Below are 2,321 nucleotides of genomic sequence, written 5' to 3'. Positions count from 1 at the left end.
CGGCAGCGGCAAGAGTGGCGGGACCGGCGGGCGCGGTAACTATCGCGGTGCCGGCAACAACAGGGACCAGAAGCAGGGGCAGGGCCGCCCCCGCAAGCCCCGCCCCGAGGAGCGCCGCTACGACGTGGGCCCCGGCGCCACCAAGGACGGCCCGAAGGCGGGACGCGGCGGCGCGGCCCGCGGCGGCGCCAAGGGCGGGCCCAAGAAGCCCCAGCAGGGCGGGCGTACGGCACCGGCGCGCTCCCGTGAGTACGAGACACGGACCGAGGAGCGCAACCGGGAGCGGTACGCGGGCAAGAAGGACATCAAGCTGCCCAAGACCTTCCCGGGCGCCGAGCAGGAGGGCGAGCGGCTGCAGAAGGTGCTCGCGCGCGCGGGGTACGGCTCGCGGCGTGCCTGCGAGGAGCTGATCGAGCAGGCGCGGGTCGAGGTCAACGGCGAGATCGTCCTGGAGCAGGGCAAGCGGGTCGACCCGGAGAAGGACGAGGTCAAGGTCGACGGCCTGACCGTGGCGACGCAGTCGTACCAGTTCTTCTCGCTCAACAAGCCCGCCGGTGTCGTGTCGACGATGGAGGATCCCGAGGGCCGCCAGTGCCTCGGCGACTACGTCACCAACCGTGAGACGCGGCTCTTCCACGTCGGCCGGCTCGACACCGAGACCGAGGGCGTCATCCTGCTGACCAACCACGGTGAGCTGGCCCATCGCCTCACGCACCCCAAGTACGGCGTGAAGAAGACCTACCTCGCGCACATCGTCGGCCCGATTCCCCGTGACCTGGGCAAGCGCCTGAAGGACGGCATCCAGCTGGACGACGGGTACGCGCGCGCCGACCACTTCCGGGTCGTCGAACAGACCGGCAAGAACTACCTCGTCGAGGTCACCCTCCATGAGGGCCGCAAGCACATCGTCCGCCGCATGCTCGCGGAGGCCGGCTTCCCGGTCGACAAGCTGGTGCGGACGGCCTTCGGCCCGATCACGCTGGGCGACCAGAAGTCGGGCTGGCTGCGACGGCTGTCGAACACCGAGGTCGGGATGCTGATGAAGGAAGTCGACCTCTAGGGCCTGTCCGGCGGATCAGGCCGGCTCCAAGGGGCGGTGACTGATCGGCGCAGGTGAGCGGGGCCTGGCGCGTGCAGCTGCAAGGCGGAGGAGGGAGTCGACGCGATGGGGGCCCCTCCCGCTCGAGCGAAGTCGAGAGTGGGGGAGAAGTCGAGCGTGGGGGAGTCGGCGAGTGACGACAACGCGGCAGACGGGCGTGCCAGGCCCCGCGATTCCGGCATGATCCGCCGGACAGGCCCTAGGCCTGTCCGAACGGCGTGCGGCGCCCGCCGTCTCAGCGGGCGGGCGTCGCGTACCTGTCGGCGACGGGCTGACTACGCTGGACGGACGCAGAGCCGATACACACCAGCAAGGAGCATCGCCGTGGCGGTACGAGCGGTCCGGGGCGCCGTCCAACTCGAGCGGGACGAGGCCGGCCATATGGACGAGCAGGTCGGAGCCCTGCTCACCGCCGTCCTGGAGCGCAACGGGCTGAGCGTGGACGACCTGATCAGCATCTGGTTCACGGCCACGCCCGACCTGCACAGCGACTTCCCGGCGGCCGCCGCGCGCAAGCTCGGCATCGTCGACGTCCCGCTGATCTGCGCCCAGGAACTGGACATCGCGGGCGCCATGCCGCGGGTCGTCCGCATCCTCGCGCACATCGAGTCCGACCGGTCCCGCGCCGAGATCAACCACGTCTACCTCGGCGCCGCGGCGGCCCTGCGCAAGGACATCGCGCAGTGAGGACCGCACTCGTCATCGGCACCGGACTCATCGGCACCTCCGCAGCCCTGGCCCTGGTGCAGCGCGGCGTCATCGTGCACCTCGCCGACCACGACCCCGAGCAGGCCCGGACGGCGGCCGCGCTGGGCGCCGGCACGGACGAGGCGCCCGACGGTCCCGTCGACGTCGCGATCGTCGCCGCCCCGCCCGCCCATGTCGCCACGGTGCTCGCGGACGCCATGCGGCGCGGGGTCGCCCGCGGCTACCTCGACGTGGCCAGCGTCAAGGGCGGCCCCCGCCGCGAGCTGGAGGCACTCGGCCTCGACCTGTCCTGCTACCTCGGCACGCACCCCATGTCCGGCCGCGAGAAGTCCGGTCCGCTGGCCGCAACCGGCGATCTCTTCGAGGGCCGCCCCTGGGTGCTCACCCCGACCCTGGACACCGACACCGAGGTGCTGAACCTCGCCCTGGAGCTGGTCTCGCACTGCCGGGCCGTCCCGGTCGTCATGGACGCCGACGCCCACGACCGCGCGGTGGCCCTCGTCTCCCACATGCC

At 71.9% G+C, this 2,321-nt stretch carries 3 protein-coding genes; all 3 read left to right on the top strand.

What is annotated here, in order from left to right:
• Positions 1-1,060, top strand: a 1,060-nt coding sequence (locus ACTWQJ_RS50325) for a pseudouridine synthase (protein ID WP_443313033.1), incomplete at its 5' end; no start/stop codon positions are given.
• 363 nt (positions 1,061-1,423) lie between these two features.
• Positions 1,424-1,786 carry a chorismate mutase gene (gene aroH / locus ACTWQJ_RS50320; protein WP_224738954.1) on the top strand — a complete coding sequence of 121 codons (363 nt, stop codon included), beginning with the start codon at positions 1,424-1,426 and terminating at the stop codon, positions 1,784-1,786.
• On the top strand, positions 1,783-2,321 hold a 539-nt coding region (locus ACTWQJ_RS50315; RefSeq protein WP_443313032.1), incomplete at its 3' end, for a prephenate dehydrogenase/arogenate dehydrogenase family protein. The genes aroH and ACTWQJ_RS50315, both read left to right, overlap by 4 nt.

This window comes from Streptomyces sp. KR55, from assembly GCF_052245645.1.
GTDB lineage: Bacteria > Actinomycetota > Actinomycetes > Streptomycetales > Streptomycetaceae > Streptomyces > Streptomyces flavusporus.
The sequence above is the reverse complement of the archived record's forward strand: the minus strand, read 5'-3'. Positions and strand labels throughout refer to the sequence as shown.